This is a genomic window from Paraburkholderia sp. PGU19, assembly GCF_013426915.1.
Taxonomy (GTDB): Bacteria; Pseudomonadota; Gammaproteobacteria; order Burkholderiales; family Burkholderiaceae; genus Paraburkholderia.
This window is the reverse complement of record NZ_AP023183.1, coordinates 118,761-143,064: the sequence shown is the minus strand read 5'-3', so window position 1 is coordinate 143,064 and position 24,304 is coordinate 118,761. Positions and strand designations below refer to the sequence as shown.

Here is a 24,304-nt window from a genome sequence, read left to right as displayed (position 1 = left end):
CGCACTCGGCTACGTCTACAACCGGGGGGCGGCCATCCTGCGAGGACGGCGCAGCACGACGATCGGCATGGTGATCAACGATCTGACCAATCCGTTTTTTGTTGAATTGCTGGTGGCGATCGAGCGGGTGCTGGCTCAAGCGGGATATACGACGCTGATGGCCCACACTGCCGAAAGGCTCGAAACGCAGACGAGGGTTCTGCGGTCCATGCGCGAGCATAATGTCGCTGGCCTGATCATGTCTCCCGCACGTGGGACGCCGGATGAGTTGGCCGCCGAGATTCAGTCGTGGGGAATTCCGCTTGTACTCGTCATGCGTCCGATGGGGCCCGACGTCGATACCATTGGTGTCGACAACAGCTACGGATTTGCGTTGGCTACCGAGCATCTGATCGGGCAGGGACATACGCGCATCGCTTTCGCCGGCAACCGGAAGGGTTATGCAGTCGCCAATCAGCGCAGGCAGGGCTTTCTGTCGGCGATGGCGAAGCACGCACTGCCTGTCGGGGACGACTGGATCATTGATGTCCCATTGACGCCGGAAGGTGGGCGCAACGCCCACCTACGCTGCCTATGCCAGCCCGTGCCTCGCCAGCGTGTTTCGCAAGCGCGGCTGGAATCCCCGCAATTCCAGAGAATCCGCTAGCCGGATGAGCGGCACTATCCGGCGCTGCACTTTCTCAACGTGGTGATGCGCAATGTCTGCAATACGATGATGCAGATAAGGGTTCAAGAACCGCTCGCGCACGCTCGCGACGTACGTCTCGGCACGAACGCGCAGTCCCATCGCGGCAAACACCTCGAGCACCTCTTCCTGCCACACCGCTTCGATTCCGTCACGAAACCACACATCTGTCATTGCCTCGAGCACTGTCTCACCCGGATTCCGGTGCTCGCTGAGCCACTGATCCGCAAGCCAGGTATGACCGAGATTAAGAAAGAACAGCTTCAGCCACTCATAGCTTCGGAGGTCATCGGTGAGCACGATATCCTTGTGCACACATGGCAGCTCGAGGCCCGTGCGTCGTTCGATGGCCCACAGGGCATAAGGCTCTGTTACTGCGCCAACGGGATCGATGGGCTCCGAGACGATCCGGTCTACCAGAGAGTTAGCCCATACGCATTCGTGCTTCAGGTAATCGAGAAATTCTTCTGGCATCGCCCAATGCTGCCCAGACCGACCACGACGTCCCGCAGCGTATCGCCGTTGCTAGCCACTAGCTCGCACGGGAAGATCGATATGCTGGCGCCGGGACGCTCGCGCCAGCGTGCATGGAGCAATGTCAGCAGTTTGGCGGGATAGCTGCGGGGCACCTGGTCGGTGTTACTCAACAGCGCGGCCGAGTCGCGTTCGTCGAGGCAATAACCTGCGTCCCCGTGTTCGATACGATGACCCGCACGTGTTCTATCGTCGCTCGACGAATCGCGGGCCAATCCTGGCCGGCAGCCCATGCGGTGCGTACAGCATGGCATTCGATCAGGTCATCGACGACCGCGCCCGCTTCCACGCCGCGAATTATGACGGGATATTTACCCGCTTGCGAGAGAGCACTTACGCGCGCGCGACTCGACGGATTCCCGGTGGTCTGCACAACAGCGATTCCGCCTATCGCGTCTCCACGCTCAAGCGCCTGCGATACGAACAAGGCCACATGCGCGAGGAGAAACCGGCTTGTGCCAAACTGGAGTATGGGTTCGCTCATTGCGCCACCTGCCCTGCATGCATCGCCCTCACTGTTCAACACTCCACAAGTGCCTTCACGACGATCTGCCCAGGTTCGAGCAGGCGCGCAAACGCGGCTGGAACATCCGCAAGCTGCATCCGGTGGGTGTTGAGCGCCTGGTCGGGAATGTGCCCGCCCGCATTGCTTCCAGGACAGTTTCAAAGTCCTGCGCGGTGGCGTTGCGGCTCGCGAGCAAGGTTGCTTCGCGCTTATGGAACTCCGGATCGGAAAAGGCCACTGTACCCGGTACGATCGAAATAAGCGTGTACTTGCCGCCATGGGCGATGAAGCCAAATCCGCGGTTCATCGCATCGATGTTCCCCGTTGCATCGAAAACGGCGTCGAAAAATTCGCCGTCAGTCAGTCGCGCGAGCCGGTCCGTGTCATCGGGCCGACAGTTACCACCGCATCCACACGCAATTCATTCTCACAGAACGAAAGACGATCGGCACGCGTGTCGAGACCGGTCACGTTCGCGCCGCGAAGCTTCGCAAAGATCATTGCGGCCATGCCTATAGGGCCGGCTCCGACCACCAGCACGCGCTGCCCCGCCTGAACGTCCGCGCGCCGCACGGCATGGGCCCCTATTGCAAGGAATTCCAGCATGGCAGCCTGATCGAGCGTCACGCCTTCGGCCTTGTGAACGAACTCTGCCGGCACACAGAGATATTCGGTGAGCGCACCGTCGCTATGCACTCCCAGCACCTTTATGTTGACGCAACAGTTAGTTTTGCCCTGGCGACACGCGATGCAGTTCCCACACGACAGATACGGCATGACATAGACACCGTCGCCGGCGGCGAGCCCGGAGGCGCGCTCTGCTTCGACGACGACTGCGGAGAGCTCATGCCCCATTACACGGGATACTGAAGATAGGGCTGAGTCCCAGTGAAGATGTGCAGATCGGTACCGCAAATTCCGACGCGGCTTACGCGCAACAGCACTTCGCCCTTCGCCGGCACGGGTAGCTCCCGCTCCTGTGCCCGCAAGACGCCCGGGGATTCGCAAATCACGCTAAGCATGGTGATGTCCTTTTCGTCATGTTTATGGAACCGTCAACGCCGTCGTAGTCGTTTCGGCGATGTGAAGCAAATACTGGGTGTCCCTGGCCGCTGGAAGGGACCGCGCGACACCCCTGCTCCCGATGTAGGTCGATGCGAGCAAGAACGCCACGCCATCGAGACGGACGTCATGGCATATTGGCTCAAGCTTGGGAGGCGACCAATAACCTGCCCGCTCGCTCCAACACCAGAGGCGCTGATGACCATCGACGGGTTGCATCACATTTTCCGGTTGGGAAGCGGCGCAGTGGCGGCGACCAACCCTTCATTGCGCAGTGCGATCCAAAACCCCTCTGGCACGCCCTGCTCGAGCCACGCTATGTTCTGCTTCAATTGAGACACAGTGCGCGCGCCCACCACGCATGACATGACTGACGGGTGAGCGAATGGAAATTGCAATGCGGCCGCCGGCAAGGAGACGCCGAAACGCTCGCATAGCGCAGTCAGCCGCCGGACCTTCTCGATCACTTCGGTGGGGCGTCCGCATAGTTGAATTTTCCGTTCCCGGCAAGGATGCCTGAATTGAAAACACCACCGATGACGATTGCCGTCTGCTCCCGCGCGCAGCGGTCAAGCAACGGTACCAACGCTGTCTGTTCGAGAAGCGTGTAACGCCCTGCGAGCAAAATGACGTCAATAGGCAACTCGTCCATCGCGTCTGAAGCGACTTCCCACTCATTCACGCCGAGACCTATCGCACCGACCCCGTCACTCTCGCGCAATTGCACAAGGGCACGAAACCCGCCGCCCGCAACCAGCTGGTTCCAGTAGTTCGCGTGACGCTCGCCGTGCGTCATCGAGCCAATGTCATGCACGTAGACGATGTCGATACGCGGCATACCCAGCCTCTGCTGGCTATCTTCGTAGGAACGCATGATGCCATCGTAGCTGTAGTCGAAGGTGGGCCGGAAAGACAGCGGTTCGGCCCAGCCGTCGTCGCCAGGTAGCACGCTTGCATCGGGCCGCATCAGCCGGCCGACTTTTGAACTCAACGTGAACGCGTCCCTATCCCGCCGCACAAGTGCATCTCCAACGCGCCGCTCTGAAAGCGTGTAGCCGTAGTACGGCGCCGTGTCGAAATAGCGCAGGCCTTCGGTCCACGCCGCATCGATCAGCGCCGTCGCATCCATCGACGACATCGGACTGTAAAGTCCACCAAGCTGGGAACAGCCGAGGCCGAGGGCACTCAGCTTGAGCCCACTGCGTGGCAAGACCCGCATTTCATTTGCGTTCATAGACCAGGGGCGTGAATGGCATCTACCGTAGCGGACGGACCGCGTCGAGCTGACACGCGCTCGCTGCAGGTCCGCAGGCTCATCAGTACAAGACGTTTTTGGCATCCTGTGAGTCGAGGTTCTGCTTGTCGACCAATACGACGCCCGTGTCGACCTGCTTGGGGACAGGTTTATGCTCGATGACGTTCACGACCGTCTGGATGCCCTTGTATCCCATTTGATAGGATCCCTGAACGGCTATGGCCTGAATGGTGCCGCCGCGCACGAAATCCTGCAAATCCTGGTTCCCGTCAAACCCGACGGCAACCAGCTTGTCGGCCTTCCCGGACTGTTTTAGCGCGCGTCCCATGCCAACGGCGGTCGGCTCGTTTGCGCCGAAAATGCCCTTCAGGTCGGGATTCGCTGAAAGCACGTCGGTTGTCTGATTGAGTGCAGTGGCCATTTGCGACTGCGAGTAGTACGGGCCTACGATCTGCAGTTTCGAGTGCGCTTCGATGTATTTACGAAATCCGCCCACCCGTCCGATCTCCGACCCGGCACCGGGCACGTAAGACATGATCGCGATCTTTCCGTTCTGCCCGACCCGATCAATCAGCGCCTTTGCACACATTTCCCCGGCTTTCTCGTTGTCAGTGGAGAGGAACGACTGGTAATACTGCTTGCCGGCATCTGACAGCGACGAGTCGATCAGCACGACGGGTATGTGGGCTTCCCATGCTTTCTTGATTGCGGGGACGAGCGCGTCCGGGTCAGACGGTGCGAGGACAATTCCCGCTACCTTGCGGTTGACAGCGTTCTCAACCATGTTGACTTCGTCCGCGATGGCCGATTCTGCCGCCGGTCCCTGGAAAGTCATCGTGTAACCCTTGGCTTCGCCAACGGCGGTTTTCGCGCCTTTCTGGACGTTCTGCCAATAGTTGGAGTTGACGGTCTTTACAATCACGGCAATCTCGCCACCTGCGGCGTACGCCCCATCGTGGCCGTTACCAGTACGGCCGATACTGCCAGTAGATAACATTTGCGCATGTCTCGCTCCTTTCTCGCGTGGTTGATAGTCTTCTTGTTGCTACTTGCGGCTTCGCATCCGGTCGATCCACACCGTACCGAGAATCACCAATCCGATAATGATCTGCTGGATAAAGCTGGATACTCCGTTCATGTTCAGACCGTTGCGAAGAACGCCGATCACGAATGCACCGATGGCCGTGCCGGATATCGTTCCCACACCGCCCATCAGCGACGTCCCGCCGATTACCGCGCTTGCGATGGCGTCGAGTTCGTACATGACGCCTTCGTTTGGCTGTCCCGTCACGAGCCGCGACATCAGGACACATCCTGTGACGCCCGCGAGGACGCCCGAAAGCACATAGGTGAAGAGCGTGACGCCCCGGACGTTGACGCCAGACAGACGCGCTGCTTCCGCATTCGAGCCAACCGCATAGATGTGACGGCCGAGCGACGTTTTCGAAAGGAGGATCGACCCCGCAACGAACAACACGACCATGATCACAACGGGATACGGAATGCCGGGAAATGTGGTGTCCGGGAAGCCATCGGGACCGATGTGGGAGATGCGGAACAGCGCGCCGTTACCGAGCGCGCCGAACGCATCACCCAGGTCCGAGACAGGACGAGCGCCCGTAATCTGCAGCGCAAGGCCTCGCGCGACGAGCATCATGCCCAGCGTCGCAATGAACGGCGGCAAGCCCATCTGTGTCACGCAGATTCCGTTCACCAGGCCGCACACCGCTCCAACGAGAACACCGCCGAGCATCGCGACGGGAACGGGCACGCCGGACTTCACCAGAAGCGCCGCCGTGACCCCCGCGAGGGCAAGCACGGAACCTACAGAAAGATCGATGCCACCCGTGATAATCACGCAGGTTGCTGCGACACCAAGATAGGCGATGGAGGTCACCTGCAGGCTGACCGTCATCATGTTGCCGACCGAGAAAAACGCCCCGCTCGTTATCGAGAACGCGATGACGAGAGCTACCAGACTGCCAAGTGCCGCAAACTTCTGGATGAGATCGCGGCGACGCCTGCGTGCCGCGGTGCGGTCGACGGCCTCCCCGGTTCGATCGGATGTGATTTCAAGCATGTGCGTACCCCGAAGCAAAGTGCATGATTTCCTCCTGACTGGTGCGCTTCGTCTCGAGAAGCGCCGTCTGATGTCCCTCGTGGAATACGGCTATCCGATCCGTCATTCCAAGCAGTTCCGGCAACTCCGAACTGATCAGTACGACACCGACGCCGTCTGCCGCAAGGCGATCCATCAGGCCGTAAATGGCAAACTTCGCACCCACGTCGATACCGCGCGTAGGTTCGTCGAAGAAGAGGATTTTGGATCCGCGGTAGAGCCACTTGCCGATGACGACCTTCTGCTGGTTACCGCCCGAGAGATTGCGCACGACCTGGTCGACGGATGGTGTGCGAATGGCCAGGTCCTGCACATAACGCCGCGCGATCGCGGCCTCTTCGCCAAACCGCAGAAAGCCGCTGCGCGATGAAACGCCTCGCACATTCGCCAGCGTGATGTTCGCAGCGACGGACATCGAGAGAGCGAGCCCGTCCTGCTTGCGGTCTTCCGACAGGTATGCAATGCCATGACGGATCGCTTCGCGCGGCGAGCGTATCGTCACCATCTGGCCGTGCAGCGCGATGGTCCCGTCGTCGAGCCTGTCGGCGCCGAATATCGCGCGTGCTATCTCTGTGCGCCCTGCTCCCATGAGGCCCGCGAAGCCGAGGATCTCTCCCCGGCGCAGGTCGAATGAGACGGGGCCGAATACTCCATCGCGCCTGAGGTTGCGCACGCTGAGCAGTACGACGTCGGACGGCTTCGACTGACGCGGCGGATACGCATCGTCCAGAGAGCGCCCAACCATGCGCGCGACGATGTCATTCACGCTTAGTGCCGAAAAGTCGTCGGTCGAGATGTGGCGGCCATCCCGCAGAACGGTCACGCGATCGACGATGTGAGCCATTTCGTCGAGGCGGTGCGAGATATAGAGGATTGCCCTACCTGCTGCCCGCAATTCCTTGATGATGCGAAAAAGCTGGACCGTTTCCGATTCCGTCAGCGACGACGTCGGCTCGTCCATGATCAGCACATGCGCATCGAGCGACAGCGCCTTGGCGATCTCGACCATCTGCTGCTGGGCGATTGACAGTGCGCCGAGCGGCGTCGCCGGCGACACGTTGAGGCCGACACGTGCCAGGCAGCGGGCCGCATCGGCGTTTAGCTTGCGCGAGTCTACAAACGGTCCGCGCTTGGGTTCGCGTGCGAGGTACAGATTTTCCGCGACCGTCAGGTGCGGTACGAGGTTGAGCTCCTGATGGATGATCGCGATACCCGCGGCCTGTGCATGGGACGTCGATGCGAAGCGGGTCGGCTCGCCGCGATAGTGAATGACGCCTTCGTCCGGCTGGTACTGGCCACTGATGATTTTCATCAGCGTGGATTTTCCGGCGCCGTTTTCGCCGCAGATGGCGTGGACCTCGCCACAGCGCAGATCGAGATGAATGCCTTCCAGAGCGACAACGCCCGGAAAACGCTTGCCGATACCCTCCAGCCTGAGTATCGCTCCGTCAGCGTGATCCCGGCATTCGGCCGCATCGCGGGGCAATTCGGAATGCATCTTCATTGCGTCTCCTGTCAGGCACCTGACCTGTCGTTGCGCGGCGGTCAGTCCAATTTGGTCGAATTAAACCGCGTGGCAATCATTTGGTCAAGCCAATATGGATTTTTAATATTCATCTTACCGCAATCGTTTACCCTATTCTCGGCACAGATCCCTGCTGTGGCGGGGCTTGGAGCCCGTCGAAGCCCATGTGTTAGACTCGGCCGAACGGCACCGGCGCCGTTCAGATATGGGCAACAACCTGCGTCATGAAATCGACAGAACCCAAGCGGCTTTACCAATCCGTTGCCACCCAGATCATCGCGTTGATTCGCAAAGGGGAATTTCCGCCAGGCGAACGGCTGCCGCCTGAGCGGGAGCTGGCGCTGAAGCTAGGCGTGTCACGTCCGTCGCTACGCGAAGCGCTCATCGCATTGGAAATCGGCGGCCAGATCGAAATCCGGATGGGGTCGGGCGTTTATGTGCGCAGCGGAGGCTCGAACGACGTCGAGTCGATCGGCGCCCTTGGCGACAGTCCGTCCGAACTAATGCAGGCCCGCGCGGCGATAGAGGGCAGCGTCACCGTTCTTGCCACGGCGCGGATGACCGCGGCAATGCTCGACCGGTTGCGACGTACGGTCGAACGCATGCGCCGGCTGGCGGCGGCGGGCAAGTCGCCCGTCGAGGCAGACCGGCAATTCCACATGCTGATTGCTGAAGCAGCTGGCAACTCCGTGCTGAGCCGCTTTGTTGGAGAGTTATTCGACAGCCGCCATGATCCGATTGCGGCCGCCATGCGTGGCCACACAGAAAGTGCACAGACCTGGACAGCAGCTGTACAGGAACACGAAGAGGTCTTAAGGGCCTTGCAGGCGGGCGACCCCATTGCCGCGCAAACGGCGATGCGAGCGCACCTCCGCGCTTCGGAAGAAAGGTGGATCAGCGGTGCATTGAAGCAGGAGGCAGATCCCAAAAGCCAGGCGAGCGTGCAATAGCTATCGCCTCTGCCACTGCGGGATTCGATCGGTTGAATCCGCCCGCAGATAGCGGTCAGCCGCACAACTACCCGAATGGACGACATGGGTGCCCATGACTCGTCAGAATCGCGTCATCGGTTTCTCCTCTGCTGTGCACCAGCGGCATGACAACCGCCCTGTTCGCCACCGGGCGCCCTTTTGCTGAGGCTTAACGCTGTGGGGTGGCATCGGCAACTCCCTTCAGCTCACTGGAATCGAGGGCGGGATGTGCAACACGACCGTCGTGCCCGAGACGCCCTGCGGGCTGGCCGACACAAAGTGAGGCGTGATGGCGAATGCATGCGTGCGGCGGATGCGTGTGTTGCGTTGGGTCGCGGCGCGGTTGTTTGCGATAGCTCGCTGCTGCAGCGCTGCATGCGCGATTTGCATGCGGGCCTTGCAGCATGCGGCGGTGCATTCAAGGGCGCTACGTGACAGCGGGCAAATTGCTGTTGCGCGGCAAGCCGTCGCAGTCGCAACGACAAACAAGCGCTGCCGGGCGGCAGCGCTGACGAGAGCTTGAATAATACTCAATGACCGGCGACCTGGCCGCCATCGACATGCAGAATTTCGCCTGTTACGAACGGCGCTGAATCCAGGTACAGGATCGCTTCGACGATGTCGCTCATTTCGCCCATGCGGCCCATCGGATGCAACGCGCCGAATTTCGCGTACAAGTCCGGGGGAACATCGGCGTTTTGATCATCCCCGGTGAGACCGCATTCACGCGGATGCCGCGCTTCGCATATTCGATCGCAAGCGCGCGCGTGGCCGCCGCGAGTCCCCCCTTCGTCAGCGACGCCATAGCCGCCGGCAAGGCTTCCATCGCGTGGTCGACGAGGCTCGCCGTGACGTTGACGATGTGCCCGCTCGATTGCTTCTCCATTTGAGCCAGCGCGAGTTGCGTGACATAGAAAAAGCCCGCCAGGTTCACGTTGATCAACGACGTGAAATCTTCGGCCGTGTATTCGGAGAAAGGCTTCGCGACGAAAATGCCGGCATTGTTCACTAGCGTGTCGACGCGCCCAAAGCGTTCGATCGCTTCATCGATCACACGGCGCGCGGTGGCGGGATCGCCGATATCACCTGCCACGGCCAACAGGTCGGCATCGTCGGTCGGTTTGATGGAGCGGGCCGTTGCGACAACGCGGTGCCCCCGGCTGCGAAATGCTTTGACCGTCTCCGCTCCCATGCCTTGCGAAGCGCCGGTGATAACAATGACCTTCTGTTGGTTGCTCATGCTACACCTCCTCCAGTTGCAGGTCGACGCGGTGCAGTCCGGGCTCAAAGACCTCCGAACGGATCAGTAAGCGTCGGCGCGGCCATGCGCGGTTTTCGTCGCCGATAGATGTTCCTGTTCAACGATGGGACAGCCTATACATGTGGTACGCGTTGGCTCCGAGTAAGTCCAGTGGCGCGGCCCGTAGACAGATATTTTTTTAAAGGTGCGAGCATTCGGAAGACATTTTGTAGGTTTGCGCAAAAGTCCGACGCACCAGTCCGGATCGATCCGCATGATCGCCCGCTGGGCAACAACCTTAACCAAGCGATCCCCGGTCCCGGCCGTTCGTTTTCGCGCTCTGCCAGCCATTCAAACGGCTGTTGCGCCCAACTACCGGCCGTCCGGACCCTGGCCGCGGGCCAGTATGGGCGTATTTCCATAATCGTTGGGGCGTCCGCCGAGGACGAGGTTGAGTGAGATATGATCCCTGATTGCCGCCGGGGCGCTCGACAAATTGAAGCTCATCCCACCGAGGCCGCGATGGTTTCCTGGAATGCGCTCTAGCGTAACCGTTGTCGCGCTGGGACGTGTTCCGGGCCGCAAGCGGCTGCACTCACAACAGGCACAGCAATCGCACCAGATCGGCATCAGAGCGAAAGCAGCGGCAACCACGCTTACATACAGAAACGGAGAATCGAACGGTGCACCATCTAAGCATTGCCATCATTGTGTTTGCATGCGTGTTTGGTAGCGCCCTGCTCGGATTGTATCTGCACTCCCTGTTGCCAGAGCGCCATCTCAGCGATGAATCGGTCGGTGTCATCAAACTGACGATCGGATTGATAGCCACGATGGCCGCGATAGTGCTTGGACTGCTGATCTCGTCGGCGAAAAGTTCGTTCGATACCGCGAACGCCGCGGTCGTACGCGACGCCACCCATATCATTCTGCTCGATCGCACTCTGGCCCAATATGGGCCGGAGGCGCAGGAGATCCGTACCTTGCTGAAGCAGTTCGTCGCCCGGGGAATCCAGAAGGCCACTTCTGGCGACCCGGATCAGTTGGCAAGCATGCGTAGTCCCGAGGAGCTTAGACGGGGGGAAAACATTCAACGCAGGCTGGCGGAACTCTCGCCGCACAGCGAAGCGCAACGTCGGCTACAGGCGGTCGCCATCCAGATCGCCGGCGAAGGGCTGGCGATGCGAGAGCTTGCGCTGCTGCAAGCAGCAGGCTCGACCCCCATGTCGCTACTGATAACGCTAGTGTTGTGGCTGTGCATCATCTTCGGCTCGTTTGGCCTGTTCACGTCCCCCAACACGACTGTCACCACGACGTTTTTTCTGGGCGCGGTATCCACTTCCATCGCAATATTTCTGATCCTGGAAATGAACACGCCGCTCGGCGGGATTATCGCTGTCTCGCTTGCGCCGTTGCGCGAGGCGCTCATCATGCTTGGCCAGTAGCCATGGAATCCTCGACTCAACCGGCGGGTTCTGTCGCACTAAGGTGGCCTGTTATGCTGCAGGCAACGAGACGAACGATTTGATCGATGAAGCAGAACCTGAATCCGGCTGTGGCGAAGGTGCTCAAGCGCCTGCACTATCCGCTTGACGTAATCCTTCTCTGTGTGCGCTGGTACATTGCGTATCCGCTCAGTCTGCGCCACCTCGAGCAGATGATGGCCGAACGAGGAATTTCGGTTGACCATTCGACCGTGCATCGCTGGGCGCTCAAACTGTTGCCGGCGCTGGAGAGTACGTTCCGGCGCTGCAAGCCCACGGTCGGCAGGAGCTGGCGTATGGATGAGACGTACATTCGGGTCAGGGGCGAATGGAAGTATCTGTATCGAGCCGTGGACAAGGCTGGCAACACGATCGATTTCCTGCTGCGAGCCCATCGTGACAAGGTTGCGGGCCGCCGTTACTTCGAAAAGGCGATCGACCAGAACGGTGAGCCGGAGACCGTAACCATTGATAAAAGCGGATCAAATCTGGCGGCGCTACAGGCGCTCAACGCTGACCGTGAGACACCGATCGGGATCCGCCAGAAGAAGTACCTGAACAATGTCATCGAGCAGGACCACCGTGCCATCAAGCGTCGCACCCGGCCGATGCTCGGCTTCAAGAACTTTCGTTGCGCACGCATATTTCTGGGTGGCATCGAGATCATGCATATGATCGTCAAGGGCCAGATAGCGGAGGCATCGCGCAAACTCCTGCCCAGCAGTTCTACTCGTTGGTCGCATAAGGATTCCTCATCATATCGACGTTTGTTTGACCCGCCTTCCTTATCGCGACAAATCCATAAAAAGCGCATGGCAGCAATGTCCGGCCGCCTTTCATTCCGTGAAAGACCGTTAGTGTTGCCAGTTCATGTCGACTCGCAGTCCACCGGCGCTGCATCGCGCGGACCGACATGCGGCGTTTTGATGCAGTCCGGTGAGGCAGCACAAGCCCGCGGGCTGATCAGCGCCTCATGGCGTAGCGCTTCCTCCAGTTGTGCTTCCGTGAGGAGTTGACGGCGTAGCACGACTTGCCGGATGGTCCTTCCCTTCGCGTGGGCTTCAGCGGCAACTGACGTTGAGGCCTTGTAGCCGATATAAGGGTTGAGTGCGGTGGCCAGCGCAATTGACTGCTCGATGTTTTGACCCAGCCGGTCATGATTTGCTGTGATGCCGTTCACGCATTTCTCGCCGAGTGTCAAGTAACCGCTCGTGAGATGTTTGAAGCTCCGAAACAGGGCGCTCGCGATGACAGGCTCGAATGCATTCAGTTGAAGTTGCCCGCCCTGGGCAGCAAACGTGATCTGGTTGACCACCTCGGGGATGACAGGATTGACCTTGCCCGGCATAAGCGAGGAACCGGCCTGCATTGGCGGAAGATTGATTTCTCCAAAGCCGGCACGCGGACCGCTCGATAGCAAGCGCAGATCATTGCAGATTTTCGACAGCTTGACCGCAATGCGCTTTAGCACACTGGAGACATGGACAAACGCGCCGCAGTCCTGGGTCGCTTCGACCAGATTAGGCGCCGTTACGAGTTCTATTCCCGTGATACGGTTCAATGATTTGAGTGCCGTTTGTGCATATTCGGGATGGGCAGTAATGCCGGTGCCAATCGCCGTCGCGCCAAGGTTAATCTCCCTTATCAGCACGGCCGCCTCTGTGAGCCGCGACATGTCTTCTTTGAGCATGACGGCATAGGTCGAGAACTCTTGCCCAAGAGTCATGGGAAGCGTCCTGCAGTTGCGTACGACCGAGCTTTAACAAGCCACTGAACTCACCAGCTTTCTCGTCGAAAGCGGCATGCAGCTTTTCCATCGCTTCCAGCAGATGCTCGATAGCAAAGAACGTCGCAATACGCAGCGCCGTCGGATAAACGTCATTCGTGCTTTGCGCAAGATTGACGTGTTCGTTTGGATGCAGGTAAGCATATTCGCCGCGACGACGGCCCAGCAGTTCCAGTGCACGATTACAGATGACTTCGTTCGCGTTCATATTGGTGGACGTACCGGCGCCACCCCGAATGACGTCGACTACAAACTGGTCATGAAGGCTGCCTTCCCTGATTTCTACACATGCAGCGACTATAGCGTCCCGAAGCACCGGGGAAAGCAGGCCAAGCTCCGCGTTTGCTTCCGCCGCCGCCTGCTTGACGGCAGCCAGCGCCATCACGACTTCCGGGTACGATGCTAACGTCGTACCCGATATCTGGAAATTCTCCTTGGCGCGCAGTGTGTGAATGCCGTAATACACGTCCTCCGGGGCGTCCCGTTCTCCCAACAGGTCTTGTTCGGCACGCGTGCCCGATGTACTCATAACTTGCTCCAGGTTTTACGTTGATGCGGTTCCCGATTTGAGAATCCGCCGAGCGCGCGGTACGACGACGCGTCAAGGATTGAATGCCACGCCGGACTCCTGCCACGATGTGTTCGACAGGTTTTTTACGCTTCGCGCGTAGCGACGTGGAAGGGAATTGGTTTCTCGCCAGCGCCATCGGGCAAGGCGTAGCCGTCGCGCTGCGATTCGACGGCTCCTGGTTTCTCATTGATGGTCGGCGAAGGCCCGCGGAGCGTCTGGCCGGTCAGGCGTCGCATTGGATGGCCGAGGGTGCGTCAGTGGCAGGCATCGCGGCAAATCGATCGATCGAGTATGTCTCGAGCGGGATTGCCGTGCGCCCGATATCGATCAGCTCCGCGAGCGTTTCCCCCACTCCCGGTCCGATCTGAAACCCTGAACCACTGAAGCCGAATGCATAGAAAAGCCCGTCCACTTTCGAACTCGGACCGATCACCGGTTCCCCGTCCGGAAGATAACTCTCGACGCCACTCCAAACGCGGATGACGTTCAGGTGGGCTAGCGCGGGAACGAGACGACGGAACTGCGTCATCTGTTGTACCGTGTTTTCCGGAAGTACCGACGCTCTTCGCGTGATGGCATCTGCGGGACCCGGCGGGCCGCCGCCAAGCACAATGTTGCCTCGCGGGATTTGCCGGAAATAGACGCTCTCTTCCTTGATCGACGTGTAGACGCCCATCGATGAGTGAAATACATACGGTACCGGCTCTGTGACGGCCATCTGGGGACCACGCGCCGTCAGCGGCACTGGCTCGCCGAACTGTTGGGTGAGTGCGTTCGCCCACGCGCCTGCACAGACAACCACCCTCGCTGCGCGATAGGTCTCACCTGCCCCGGTCTGCACCTTAAACTCAGCGCCGTCCTTCTCTATGCTCACGATCTCGGTATTTTCGACGATCTGTGCGCCGAGCCGCATGGCACCGCGCGCGAAGGCTGGTGATGCGAGCCGCGGATTGGCATGCCCGTCGAGCGGTGATATGGAAGCGGCCAGAACTTCTCGCCCCAGAAACGGGAAGCGCCTGAACATTGCCTCACCCTCCAGCACGTCGAGCTGCAAGCCAAACGCACGCGCCTCATTTGCATAGCGATGGAAATATTCAGCATCGTGGGCGTGGTAGCAAACCCGCGTATGCCCAGAAGGCAGAAATTCAACGTCCTCGGCCAGCAGTTCCCGGATGCGGTACCAGATATCCAGCGCGCGATTGGCTATTGCAAGCTGCGGCAAAGAGCGACCCTGCCGGCGCACACCGCCAAAGTTCGTGCCGCTCGCCTGCTGTCCTATGAGGCCGCGCTCGATCAGGATTACCGATCGCATGCGCCTGCGAAGGAAGAAAGCCGTCGACGTACCCATGATGCCGCCACCAATAACAATCACGTCGGCATATCGGTTCATCGCGCGTTCTCCATTTTGGGCTCCGCTTCAAGCGCCATAGGCAGCGGCTTGACGGGCGCCTGACCGCGCAATCTCCCGACTGCTTCCAATGGCACGCGCGCTTCAGCCGCGATGACTTCGGCGCCTGCGTGCGAGCAGTAGCGACCCTGACAGCGGCCCATGCCGACGCGGGAAAACGCCTTCGCCCGGTTCGCTTCCGTCGCGCCCATCGCACGAACGACATGCCGTAATTCGCCTGCCGTGATTGCCTCACAGCGGCACACGATGGTGTCGTCGGGCAGCGCTGCCGCGAAACGCGCGGGCCACGGAAACGCCGTGCGCAAGCCCGCCGCGAAGCGCGTAAAGCGCGCGAGTTCGGCGCGCAGCCTGGAGGCGCCCTGCCGTTCGATACCCGCGTCATGCAGTGCGGCCAGTGCGGCGAGCCGACCCGCGCGTTCGGCCGCCTCAGCGCCGCGTATGCGCACCCCATCGCCCGCCAGGTAGATTCCCGTGACGCTGCTGCGGCCGTCCTCGTCGATCTCCGGAAGCCATGTCCGGGTTCCAGCATCGAAACGGAAGCTGCAGCCCGCGAGATCGGCAAGCTGCGTTTCCGGGCGCAGGTGATAGCCGAGCGCGACGGCATCGCATTCGACGTCGAACGTCTCGCCGTTGGCAAGCTCGACGCGAACGCCCGTGACACCATGTTCTGGCGAACCACTGATTGCGAGAGGTGTCACGCCGCGATGAACCGGCACGCGGGCGCGGCGCAAGGCACGCATCAGCGCGATGCCCTTACTCAATGTCGAAGGCATCGCGAGCAACTGTGGCAACGCGCGCAATCGTTGCGCGAATGCAGATGTATCGAGCACGGCGCTCACCGTTGCACCCGCCTTGACGTACTGCGCGGCCACCAGATACAGCAGCGGCCCTGTGCCCATCATGACAACTCGCGCCCCGATAGCGCAGCCCTGAGACTTCAGCGCGACCTGTGCGCCACCCAGAGAGTAGGTGCCCGCGAAATGCCAGCCGGGAACTGGCATCACGCGATCGGTCGCTCCGCTGCAGATGATCAGCGAATCGAACGCGATCTGCCGATAACGCGTGCCGCTTACGACGTGCACCGCCTTTGGCCCGATATTCCACACGAGCGTATCAGGCAGATAGTCGATCTGCGCGCGCAGCGCATCAAAGTCGCGATGCAACGACGCCGCCCGCGTGGCCTCGGTTCCGTACAGGATTTCGTACGAGCGCGAGAAGCCTTCGGGCTGGCGCCGATAGATCTGGCCACCGTCGCGTCGCCCTTCATCGATCACTATGGGACGCAGCCCAGCATCGACCAACGCCTGAGCGGCACGCACACCCGCCGGTCCGGCGCCAATCACCACGACAATCAGGCGCGTCATTTCTGCAGTCGTGGCCATACGCCCTCCCCGACCAGCGCGACCCGCGTGATGATTGACATGCCCGGCATCGCACGCGTCGTACACGCCCGCAAGCGCTCGCCCTGCGCGGTCCAGACCCAGCAGTCCTGGCACGCGCCCATCAGGCAGAAGCCCGCCCGGCGGCCATCGCCGAACTCCGAATCACGCAACGTGTCCTGTGCGGTCAATAGCGCAACCAGCAGCATGTCGCCTTCGGCCGCCTGGACGGTATCCCCGTCGACGGTCATTTCAAAGGTCTTCCGCGCTGTCTCCGCGACTCTCACGAAACGCGCGGTCATGCGGTCACCGGATCGGTTTTCTGCGCGAGCTCGAGTTCCGCAGCAGAGCGATGGCAAAGGATCACAGCGCCGGAAGGAAGCTTCCTGGCAGACGGGGGCGTAACGTTGCACTTGCCGTCGATGCGCACTGGACAACGCGCGCGAAAACTGCAGAGCTCAGCCGACGCGCTGGCGGGCCCCATCGACGGCAAGGGCCCGCCCGTGAGCGCGCGCCGCGAGTCGAGCCAGCCCGGGCGCAGCGCGGGCACGGAATCGACCAGCAGCCCCGTGTACGGATGGTGGGGTGGCGCAGCCAGCACATCGCGCTGGCCCGCTTCCACGCATTGACCTGCATAGAGCACCATTACGTCGTCGCAGATTGCGCGAACCGTCGAAATGTCGTGGCTGATGAACATATACGACACCCCCAGTTCGCGCCGCAGTTCCACGAGCAGATCCAGGATTGCCGCACCGACCACGGTATCCAGTGCGGAGGTCACTTCGTCGCAGAGAATCAGCGCTGGGTCGGCCGCAAGCGCACGTGCCAGATTTACGCGCTGCTTCTGGCCGCCCGACAGACCGCCGGGCTGACGCTTCGCAATAGATGCCGGCAGTTTCACCAGATCGAGCAGTTCGAGCATCCGCTTTTGCGCCGCCGCGCCGCGCAGGCCGTGATAGAAGTTCATCGGCCGCGCGAGAATATCGGCGATCGTGCGGCTCGGATTGAGCGCTGTGTCCGCGTTCTGAAAGACGATCTGCACCCGCCGGTACTGGTCGGGTGTGCGCTCTGACAGCTTCGCCGGGAGCACCTTGCCGTCGAGCAGCACTTCACCGCGGGCACGATCGACGAGACCCGCCACCACGCGCGCCAGTGTTGTCTTGCCCGAACCCGATTCGCCAATCACGCCGAGCGCACTACCGCGAGCAATACGCAAGCTCACGTTATCGAGCACGCATACAGCCGGGACGCCGTTGGCATCAATACGCCCATACCCCGCGTTCAGATTGCGGATCTCGAGCAGCGGTGGCGACGCATCTGTGGCCGGTACCGCGAGCTCTGGTTCCGGACGGCGCGTCGCCTCGAGCAACTGCCGCGTATAGTCGTCGGCGGGCGCATCGAGTACCTGCACCGTCGTGCCGTTTTCGCGTACCTTGCCGCTATTGAGCACGACGATGCGATCCGCCATCTGCGCGACGACGGCCAGATCATGGGACACATAGACAGCTGTCGTGCCCAGTTCGCGGATCACTTTCTTGAACGCGGCTAGTACTTCGATCTGCGTGGTGACGTCAAGCGCAGTCGTCGGTTCGTCGAACACGACGACGGCGGGATCGGTGATCAGCGCCATCGCCGCCATCAGCCGCTGCAACTGGCCGCCCGACACCTGATGCGGATAGCGCGAACCGATCGTCTCGGGCGACGGCAAAGCAAGGGAGCGAAAAAGTCCAACGGCTTTCTCGCGTGCGGCAGCAGGCGTCATCAGCTTGTGCAGCAGCGCGGGCTCCGTCACCTGATCCATGATCGTGCGCGCCGGATTGAAGCCCGCCGACGCACTCTGCGCGACATACGCGACCGTGCGCGAGCGCAACGCCCGCCGGCCTTTTTCGTCGAGCAACAGCACATCGACGCCGCCGATCTTCACCGAGCCGCCTGCAATCAAACAGCCGCCGCGCGCGTGCCCGAGCAGCGAGAGCGCAATCGTCGTCTTGCCCGAACCGGACTCGCCGATCAGCGCGAGCACTTCGCCTTTCTTCACGGTGAAGTCGACGCCCTTCACGATCTCGACGACAGGGTCGGGCGCCGTTCCCGCGACCACGCGCAGCCCTTTGACTTCGATCATGTTCATTTCCCGCCTCCGTGAGCGCGCGCACCGTGGCGGCGCAGGCTGTCGATCAGCAGATTCACGCCGACCGTCAGCGTCGCAATCGCAACGGCGGGCATCAGCACGGCAGGTGCGCCTTCCGCGAGTCCGCCGATGTTCTCGCGCACGAGCGAGCCCCAATCGGCATTCGGCGGCTGCACGCCGAGGCCGAGAAAACTCAGGCCGCTCAGCAGCAGCACGATGAAGACAAAGCGCAGGCCGAAATCCGCGAGCATCGGGTGAATCATGTTAGGCAGCACCTCGACGCGGGCGATATACAACAATCCTTCGCCGCGCGCCTTCGCGACCTGCACGTATTCGAGTGTCATCAGGTTGACCGCAAGCGAGCGCGAAATGCGAAACGCGCCGGGAATATAGGCGAGCGCGGCGACCATGATCAGCATCGGCACCGACGAGCCGAATGCGGCGATCACGACGAGCGCCAGTATCTTGCTCGGAATGGAGATCAGCGCGTCAAACAGCCGGCTCAAGATTTCGTCGACCCAGCGCCCGGACACGGCTGCAACCAGCCCGAAGCATGTGCCGATGCAGCTGGCGAGCACCGTCGATGCGAGGGCCAGTCCCACGGTATATTGCGTGCCATACAGGACGCGGCTAAGCATGTCGCGGCCAAGATAATCGGTGCCGAACAGATGTGCCGCACTGTACGCCCCGAATACCTCCGTCGACGTCACCGCCCCTCCCTGGTACGGCGCAACCAGCGGCCCGATAAATGCGACGCCGAGCCAGAAAACGACGATGAAGAGGCCAATCAGGCCAAGCAGCGAGAAGCGGCTCGCGAAACGGCGCACCGGACCACGCCTTGCGGCGGGCACAGCGGCGCACGCGTCCTGAAACGCTTCGGCACCAGGAGGGGTTTCCTCATCGGGTACCGCATACAGAACGGTCCTCGCATGGGATGTGTCGGTTCGGTTCATCGTTGACGCAGCCTCGGATTGGAGATGATCTGAAATAGGTCGGCAATGAGAACGAGCGCGAGATACGCTGCGCAAAACACCATTACGCATCCTTGCACCAGCGGCATATCGCGATTCGTCACGGCATCGACCATCAGGCTCGCGAGCCCCGGATAATTGAAGATCGATTCGACGATCACGACGCCGCCGAACAGGTAGGACAAACTCAGGGCAACCGCATTGGCAATCGGGCCGACCGTGTTGGGCAGCACATGGCGCAACACAATGCGTACCGGCGACGCGCCCTTGAGCACGGCCATTTCGACGTATGACGTATTCAGTTGATCGAGCACCGCCGCGCGGGTCATGCGCGCCATCTGCGCGACGATCACGCAACACAGCGTCATCACTGGCATAGCATAGATACGCACCAGCGCGCCGAACGAGGTCACCTCCGACAGATACGACAGCGCGGGCAGCCAGCGCAACTTCACCGCAAAAATCAGCACGGCGATGGTCGCGATGAGGAACTCGGGTACCGCGACCGTCGACAACGTGAGCACGTTGAGCACGCGGTCGAGTAGCGAACCGCGATACATCGCGGAAAGGATGCCGATCGCCAGTGCGACGGGCACCGATACGGCCGCCGTCAGACCTGCGAGCATGAGCGTGTTCGGCAGGCGTGTGGCGATCAGCTCGCTCACGGGCATGTTGTTCGACAGCGAAGTGCCGAAGCTGCCGCTTGCGACATGAACGAGCCACTGGAAATAGCGCTGTAGCGCGGGCTGGTCGAGACCGAACTGGTGGCGCAAGGCTGCCACCTGTTCTGGCGTCGCCGCCTGGCCGAGTGCCTCCTGCGCCGCGTCGCCGGGCAGCAGACCCGTGATCGCGAACACGATAGCGGACACCAGCAGCAGCGTGACCAGCGCGAAACCGAGGCGAGCGGCGATGAGTCGTTGCGCGTTTGCTTTCATGCGAAAAACGCCTCCTGAATAGAAATGTACGCCGCGAAGCAGCGGCGCGACTGAGGGAATAGCGCGTCAGGACTCGAGCCAGACGTGTTCCGCAAATGTGAAGCCCATCAGGCCGGCGAGCGGAATCGAGCCGAGCCCTTTCAGCCGTGTCGTATGGCCGTCGAGTGAACTCACGAACAGAGGAATACCGATACCGCCGGCTTCGTGTACGAGCACCTGCATGTCGCCATAGATCTTTTTTCGCTTCGCGTCGTCAGGCTCGCCCCGTGCGGCGATGAGCATCTGGTCAAATTTCGGGTTCTTCCAGTTCGCTTCGTTCCATGGCGCGTCGGACTTGAAGAACTGAGTGAAGAGCACATCCGCGCTCGGCCGGGCGTTGACGTTGCCAAAGGTGAGCGGATGCTTCATCCAGTGGTTCGACCAGTAGCCGTCTGCCGGAACACGGCTCACCTGGAGATTGAGGCCCGCGCGCGGCGCTGCCGCCTGCAGCAGCATCGCGATTTCTACCGATCCCGTGGCCGCCGGCGACGCGTAAAGTTGCAGCGGCGTTCCGCCGAGCTTTGCCTTCTGGAAATGGTATTTGGCCTTGTCAGGATCAAAGGTCCGCTGCGGCAGACCCGGAAAGTAGTATTTGTTCGTGGGATCAATAGGCTGGTCGTTACCGACTGCCCCGTAGCTGCGAAACGCCGCGCGGAGGATCTGCTCACGGTCCAGCAGGTACATCATGCCCCGGCGGAAATCCTCGTTGCCCGTGATGCCGCCTTCGTCACGCATGATCAGGTCCGTGTACTGGCCCGTTTTCGTCTCGAGCACTGAAAACCCTGGCGTCCCCTTGATCCGCTGCGCCGAATTGGGCGTTACTGCATTGATCAGTTGCACGTCACCTGAAAGCAACGCGTTGACGCGTGCCGGTTCATCACCGATACCGATGAGTTCGATCTCGTCGAGATGCGGCAGGCCGGTCTTCCAGTAAGTCTCGTTGCGCACGCCGACGGTACGTACGCCCGGCGAAAATTCCTTGAGCCTGAACGGACCAGTGCCAACGGCTGTCCTGAAGTCCTTCGTGCCGTCCTTGATGATCATGAAATGCGAGGTCGCGAGAATCACCGGCAGGTCGGCATTCGGTCCTTCCAGCGTAATCGTCACTTCGTTCGCACCCGTCGCCTTCGCGTCCTTGATCTGGTCAGCGAGCGTCTTTGCCTTCGAAGCGGTCGCCGGGTCTTTATGGCGCATGATCGAATAGACTACATCGGAGGGAGCCAGCGCCTTGCCGTCGTGGAACTGTACGCCCTTGCGCAACTTGACGACCCACACGGCCGCATCCTTCGTTTCCAGCGATTCTGCCAGCGCCATTTTGGCGCCGAGATGCGAGTCGAGTTCCGTCAGACCGCTGTAGAACATGTTGGCGCGCACGTAGTCCGTACTCAACGCGCCCTTCGCGGGGTCAAGCGTATCGGCAGTGGATGCAGATTGAGTCGCGACGCGAATCTTGCCGCCCTTTTTTGGATTCTGTTGGGCGAATGCCGACCCGCTCGCCGCAATCAATCCCGTGCCGGTCATCGACAGCATTCCGCCAGCAGCCATCGCGCGAAGCAGATTACGCCGCGACAGTCCTTTGCCGGTGAGTTGTTCGAACTCATCTCCGACACTGGCGGCAGCATCGGGCATATTTATCTTGTGCATCTGTCTCCTCCACGAGGGAGTATTCGTCAATAAAAGACGTCTTTGATCCGGAAATAGGCACCGACGAGCGGCAAAAACCAGGGCTTCCCCGTGTGCCCTGGAATGGCGGGCCAGTCGAAGTCACGCCATGGGTTCGCTTCCGGGTTTCCGGACATCACATCGGCCATCACCTGGCCCATGTGCGTCGACATCTGCGTGCCATGGCCGCTGTAGCCCATCGAAAAATAAATGCCGTCGTGTTGTCCCGCGCGTGGCAGACGGTCAGCCGTGATATCGACAAGTCCACCCCAGCAATAGTCGATGCGCGCATTGCCGAGGCTGGGGAACATCTGCGCGAGATTCGCCTGCAGGATACGACCGCTTTTTTCATCCGACGGTTGCTCCGATGCCGTGAAGCGCGCGCGTCCACCGAACAGCAGACGGGAATCCCGAGTGACACGGAAGTAGTTATGCATCAGCCGGCTGGTCGTGTAGGAGCGGCGATTCGGCAACAGTCGCGCGAGGTCCTCGGCCGGCAAAGGCTCCGTCACAATGATGAATGATCCGACCGGGGCCATTCGACGCCGGTACCAGCCGAAAGGCCCGTGCCGCGATGGGCCTGTCGCGATCAACACCTGCTGCGCGCGCAACGTGCCGCGCGCCGATTCGATCCGATACGCGCCGCGATCCTTTTCGATCGACGTGACGGCTGCATGTTCGAATAGCCGCGCCCCGTTGCGAACAGCCGCATTCGCCAGACCAACCGCGAACTTACCCATGTGCATCTGCCCGCCGTGCTTATGCAGCAGCCCGCCAAAGAAACTGTCCGACTCGACTTCGCTGCGAATGCGCTCGCGAGGAATGATCTCGACATCGGGATCAACTTCGCGGCTGATCAACTCGGCCGTATGTTCCAGATGTGCGACATGATGCGGCTTCGCCGCGAGCTTCAGCTTGCCCGACGCGAGATAGTCGCAATCGATCTGCTCCTCGCGAATCAGCCGCTCGACGGTAGCGACCGCGGCCGCATACGCGCGATAACAGTCTCGCGCGCGCTCGATGCCCAGTTGCTCGCGCAGCGCCGCATAGTCCTGCGCGACGCCCGTGTTGCACTGACCGCCGTTGCGCCCCGATGCACCGCCGCCGATACGCCCGGCATCCACCACGGCCACTACCGCGCCGCGCTTGCCGAGTGCGAGCGCAGCGGACAGCCCGGTGAAACCGCCGCCAATCACGGCAACGTCGACATGGCCTTCGACCGGGTCCTCGCTCACCTGAATGCCGGCAGGTGCGGTGTCGAGCCAGAAGGAGTCGAGCTTCATCGGCTGTCCTTGCATAAATGGAGGCAGTGGATCACAGACCGAGTTGCGTTGCCAGATCGCCGATGGTGTCGACTTCATAGTACTCGTAGTACGGCGCATCCGGTTCGTGGCCGCGCTTGACGAACGCCTTGTGCTTGATGCCCATGTCGTGCGCCGTCATCAGGTCGTAGCGAGGGCTCGACGACACATGCAGCACGTCCTGCGGATTGCAGTTCAGCTGGTCGAACATGTACTCGAAGCCCTGCATGCGCGGTTTGTATGACTGAGCCTGCTGGGCGGTGAACACGCGGTGGAACGGTGCGCCGAGCTTGTCAACGTTGCTCTGGATCTGGTCGTTCGATGCGTTCGACAGGATCACGAGCTTGTATTTCTTCGCGAGCCGCGACAGGCCTTCCGGCACGTCCGGATGCGGGCCCCACGTCGGCACCGCGAAGTAGAACTTTTCGGCTTCCGCTTCATTGAACTCCACGTTCATGCGCTTGCAGGTGCGGCGAACGGCATTGACGATCACGTCACGATACGGTTTCCACGCACCAAGTACTTCATCGCGGCGATAGCCCGAGAAGAACGCGACGAATTGCTCCAGTTCGGCGCCCTGAAGGCGATTACCGTACATCTCGCGGGCCATGTCGCCCATGCGGAATTTCGTCAACGTGCCGTAGCAGTCGAACGTGATGTACTTTGGCTCGAATTCGATCATGGTAAAAGTCCTATCGTATTGTGAACCCGCTGGGGTTCAGTTGCGAAAACAGGAAGTGCGTT

Annotated in this window: 16 protein-coding genes and 6 pseudogenes; 4 read left to right on the top strand and 18 right to left on the bottom strand. The window is 60.9% G+C overall.

The window, feature by feature from the left end; translation table 11 throughout:
* Positions 1–67 precede the first annotated feature (67 nt).
* Complete coding sequence (locus H1204_RS47680; protein WP_243469196.1) at positions 68–646, top strand: substrate-binding domain-containing protein; 579 nt, start codon at positions 68–70, stop codon at positions 644–646.
* Here H1204_RS47680 and H1204_RS47675 read toward each other — a convergent pair.
* The 6 genes and pseudogenes from H1204_RS47675 to H1204_RS47650 all read right to left on the bottom strand — a co-directional run bounded on the left by H1204_RS47675 (position 572) and on the right by H1204_RS47650 (position 7,658).
* Positions 572–1,703: pseudogene (locus H1204_RS47675) on the bottom strand (mannitol dehydrogenase family protein). The gene H1204_RS47680 and the pseudogene H1204_RS47675 overlap by 75 nt on opposite strands.
* A 35-nt stretch (positions 1,704–1,738) precedes the next feature.
* Positions 1,739–2,746, bottom strand: a pseudogene (locus H1204_RS47670) (zinc-binding alcohol dehydrogenase family protein).
* A gap of 258 nt (positions 2,747–3,004) precedes the next feature.
* Positions 3,005–4,020 (bottom strand): annotated as a pseudogene (locus H1204_RS47665) (aldo/keto reductase).
* An 82-nt stretch (positions 4,021–4,102) separates the two neighbouring features.
* Entirely contained in the window at positions 4,103–5,038 is a 936-nt protein-coding gene (locus tag H1204_RS47660; protein ID WP_180736778.1) for an ABC transporter substrate-binding protein, read from the bottom strand.
* Positions 5,039–5,086: 48 nt separating this feature from the next.
* On the bottom strand, positions 5,087–6,121 hold the full coding sequence (locus tag H1204_RS47655) for an ABC transporter permease (protein WP_180736777.1): 1,035 nt from the start codon (positions 6,119–6,121) through the stop codon (positions 5,087–5,089).
* A complete protein-coding gene (locus tag H1204_RS47650) occupies positions 6,114–7,658 on the bottom strand; it encodes a sugar ABC transporter ATP-binding protein (protein WP_243469224.1) in 1,545 nt (514 codons plus the stop codon). The genes H1204_RS47655 and H1204_RS47650 overlap by 8 nt, the downstream gene beginning before the upstream one ends.
* A 251-nt stretch (positions 7,659–7,909) precedes the next feature.
* Here H1204_RS47650 and H1204_RS47645 point away from each other — a divergent pair, with 251 nt between their 5' ends.
* Complete coding sequence (locus tag H1204_RS47645) at positions 7,910–8,635, top strand: FadR/GntR family transcriptional regulator (protein WP_180736775.1); 726 nt, start codon at positions 7,910–7,912, stop codon at positions 8,633–8,635.
* A gap of 222 nt (positions 8,636–8,857) precedes the next feature.
* Here the strand turns inward: H1204_RS47645 and H1204_RS47640 are convergent, their stop codons facing one another.
* Complete coding sequence (locus H1204_RS47640) at positions 8,858–9,046, bottom strand: hypothetical protein (RefSeq protein WP_180736774.1); 189 nt, start codon at positions 9,044–9,046, stop codon at positions 8,858–8,860.
* A gap of 140 nt (positions 9,047–9,186) precedes the next feature.
* Positions 9,187–9,896 (bottom strand): annotated as a pseudogene (locus H1204_RS47635) (SDR family oxidoreductase).
* A 683-nt stretch (positions 9,897–10,579) separates the two neighbouring features.
* On the opposite strand from H1204_RS47635, the gene H1204_RS47630 reads away from it, so the two are divergent.
* Positions 10,580–11,341 (top strand): hypothetical protein, encoded by a 762-nt coding sequence (locus H1204_RS47630; protein WP_180736773.1) that lies wholly within the window; start codon positions 10,580–10,582, stop codon positions 11,339–11,341.
* Between the two features lie 86 nt (positions 11,342–11,427).
* Positions 11,428–12,125 (top strand): annotated as a pseudogene (locus H1204_RS47625) (IS6 family transposase).
* Between the two features lie 123 nt (positions 12,126–12,248).
* Here H1204_RS47625 and H1204_RS47620 read toward each other — a convergent pair.
* From H1204_RS47620 to H1204_RS47575, 10 genes and pseudogenes are all read right to left on the bottom strand, one after another.
* A pseudogene (locus H1204_RS47620) lies at positions 12,249–13,695 on the bottom strand (aspartate ammonia-lyase).
* Between the two features lie 265 nt (positions 13,696–13,960).
* Entirely contained in the window at positions 13,961–15,127 is a 1,167-nt protein-coding gene (locus H1204_RS47615; protein ID WP_180736772.1) for an FAD-binding oxidoreductase, read from the bottom strand.
* A complete protein-coding gene (locus H1204_RS47610) occupies positions 15,124–16,527 on the bottom strand; it encodes an FAD-dependent oxidoreductase (RefSeq protein ID WP_180736771.1) in 1,404 nt (467 codons plus the stop codon). The genes H1204_RS47615 and H1204_RS47610 overlap by 4 nt, the downstream gene beginning before the upstream one ends.
* Positions 16,506–16,826 (bottom strand): (2Fe-2S)-binding protein, encoded by a 321-nt coding sequence (locus H1204_RS47605; RefSeq protein WP_180736770.1) that lies wholly within the window; start codon positions 16,824–16,826, stop codon positions 16,506–16,508. Before H1204_RS47605 ends, H1204_RS47610 begins: the two co-directional genes overlap by 22 nt.
* Complete coding sequence (locus H1204_RS47600; protein ID WP_180736769.1) at positions 16,823–18,652, bottom strand: ABC transporter ATP-binding protein; 1,830 nt, start codon at positions 18,650–18,652, stop codon at positions 16,823–16,825. The genes H1204_RS47605 and H1204_RS47600 overlap by 4 nt, the downstream gene beginning before the upstream one ends.
* Positions 18,649–19,605: an ABC transporter permease gene (locus H1204_RS47595; RefSeq protein WP_180736768.1), complete on the bottom strand. Its 957-nt coding sequence runs from the start codon at positions 19,603–19,605 to the stop codon at positions 18,649–18,651. Before H1204_RS47595 ends, H1204_RS47600 begins: the two co-directional genes overlap by 4 nt.
* Positions 19,602–20,558, bottom strand: coding sequence for an ABC transporter permease (locus H1204_RS47590; RefSeq protein ID WP_180736767.1), 957 nt, complete (start codon positions 20,556–20,558; stop codon positions 19,602–19,604). The genes H1204_RS47595 and H1204_RS47590 overlap by 4 nt, the downstream gene beginning before the upstream one ends.
* Before the next feature lie 66 nt (positions 20,559–20,624).
* Positions 20,625–22,241, bottom strand: a complete 1,617-nt coding sequence (locus tag H1204_RS47585; RefSeq protein ID WP_180736766.1) for an ABC transporter substrate-binding protein — start codon at positions 22,239–22,241, stop codon at positions 20,625–20,627.
* 26 nt (positions 22,242–22,267) lie between these two features.
* Positions 22,268–23,542, bottom strand: a complete 1,275-nt coding sequence (locus H1204_RS47580; RefSeq protein ID WP_180736765.1) for an FAD-binding oxidoreductase — start codon at positions 23,540–23,542, stop codon at positions 22,268–22,270.
* 31 nt (positions 23,543–23,573) lie between these two features.
* A complete protein-coding gene (locus tag H1204_RS47575; protein ID WP_180736764.1) occupies positions 23,574–24,242 on the bottom strand; it encodes a haloacid dehalogenase type II in 669 nt (222 codons plus the stop codon).
* Positions 24,243–24,304 lie beyond the last annotated feature (62 nt).

What these genes read in the sequence shown, in the direction of transcription:
- H1204_RS47660 (WP_180736778.1), bottom strand. Translation starts at nt 5,038, where the DNA reads ATGTTATCTACTGGCAGTATCGGCCGTACTGGTAACGGCCACGATGGG.
- H1204_RS47640 (WP_180736774.1), bottom strand. Translation starts at nt 9,046, where the DNA reads ATGCAAATCGCGCATGCAGCGCTGCAGCAGCGAGCTATCGCAAACAAC.
- H1204_RS47575 (WP_180736764.1), bottom strand. Translation starts at nt 24,242, where the DNA reads ATGATCGAATTCGAGCCAAAGTACATCACGTTCGACTGCTACGGCACG.
- H1204_RS47605 (WP_180736770.1), bottom strand. Translation starts at nt 16,826, where the DNA reads ATGACCGCGCGTTTCGTGAGAGTCGCGGAGACAGCGCGGAAGACCTTT.
- H1204_RS47580 (WP_180736765.1), bottom strand. Translation starts at nt 23,542, where the DNA reads ATGAAGCTCGACTCCTTCTGGCTCGACACCGCACCTGCCGGCATTCAG.
- H1204_RS47600 (WP_180736769.1), bottom strand. Translation starts at nt 18,652, where the DNA reads ATGAACATGATCGAAGTCAAAGGGCTGCGCGTGGTCGCGGGAACGGCG.
- H1204_RS47680 (WP_243469196.1), top strand. Translation starts at nt 68, where the DNA reads ATGGTGATCAACGATCTGACCAATCCGTTTTTTGTTGAATTGCTGGTG.
- H1204_RS47645 (WP_180736775.1), top strand. Translation starts at nt 7,910, where the DNA reads ATGAAATCGACAGAACCCAAGCGGCTTTACCAATCCGTTGCCACCCAG.
- H1204_RS47590 (WP_180736767.1), bottom strand. Translation starts at nt 20,558, where the DNA reads ATGAAAGCAAACGCGCAACGACTCATCGCCGCTCGCCTCGGTTTCGCG.
- H1204_RS47650 (WP_243469224.1), bottom strand. Translation starts at nt 7,658, where the DNA reads ATGCATTCCGAATTGCCCCGCGATGCGGCCGAATGCCGGGATCACGCT.
- H1204_RS47615 (WP_180736772.1), bottom strand. Translation starts at nt 15,127, where the DNA reads ATGAACCGATATGCCGACGTGATTGTTATTGGTGGCGGCATCATGGGT.
- H1204_RS47655 (WP_180736777.1), bottom strand. Translation starts at nt 6,121, where the DNA reads ATGCTTGAAATCACATCCGATCGAACCGGGGAGGCCGTCGACCGCACC.
- H1204_RS47585 (WP_180736766.1), bottom strand. Translation starts at nt 22,241, where the DNA reads ATGCACAAGATAAATATGCCCGATGCTGCCGCCAGTGTCGGAGATGAG.
- H1204_RS47595 (WP_180736768.1), bottom strand. Translation starts at nt 19,605, where the DNA reads ATGAACCGAACCGACACATCCCATGCGAGGACCGTTCTGTATGCGGTA.
- H1204_RS47610 (WP_180736771.1), bottom strand. Translation starts at nt 16,527, where the DNA reads ATGGCCACGACTGCAGAAATGACGCGCCTGATTGTCGTGGTGATTGGC.